We start from the raw sequence: 812 nt of genomic DNA on the forward strand, positions 1-812 counted from the left end.
TAGAACAGGAAATCGGTCGACGTGAAGTTTCCAACTGTGGCGTTCTGGACAAGGATCCTGCTCGTCCCATCAGGCACTTGAATTTCGACATTGCCGCCTATCTGCAAGAAACTGAGATGCGAATATGTCAACCCGCTGCCACGAAAATCAATCTTGTCGACATTATCTTCCCAATCAGTGATCGTATCCTTGCCGAAAGAACTTGTGGTGTAAGCAAAATAATCGAACGATCCCAGTCCGCCGCTGAGGCTATCATCTCCGGCGTCGCCATAAAGAATGTCGTTGCCGCCCTGCCCGAACAGGGAGTCGTCACCTTGGCCACCGCGCAAGCGATCCGCTCCGCCCTGCCCCGCCAGATAATCAGCGCCATTTCCGCCAAAAATCTCGTTACCGGAATTGTTGCCGATCAGGGTGTCGGCGAAATTTGTTCCGATCAGATTCTCGATCGAATCGTAAGTATCGCCCAAAGCGTCGCCCGTGTTCTTGGCGGTGGAAATCATATCAACCTTGATAGCTGTCAGCGCCGTGACATACGAGGCCACGTCAATTCCGGCTGCGCCAAACAGCGCATCTGCCCCTGATCCGCCGATCAGAGTATCATCGCCATTGCCTCCGTTCAGGGTATCATTTCCTGCCAATCCAAAGAGTTCATCATTACCGCCGAGACCGAAGAGGTTGTCGTTGCCTGAGGTGCCGACAATCGCCGTAGCACCACGATCATCACCTTCGGTTGGTCCAACCTGCTCCGCAATATCGGTGATCGCCAGCGTGAACACCGTCTCCGAATGTCCGGCCGCACCGAGCGCGGCGTC

The 812-nt window shown here is 54.6% G+C and carries 1 protein-coding gene; it reads right to left on the minus strand.

Annotated features, from left to right (window positions below; translation table 11 throughout):
* A partial coding sequence (locus tag AC2A04_RS18280; RefSeq protein ID WP_484213786.1) for a calcium-binding protein occupies nt 1-812 on the minus strand: 812 nt, incomplete at both ends.

The organism is Novosphingobium sp. HNCC26DJ243 (assembly GCF_057180545.1).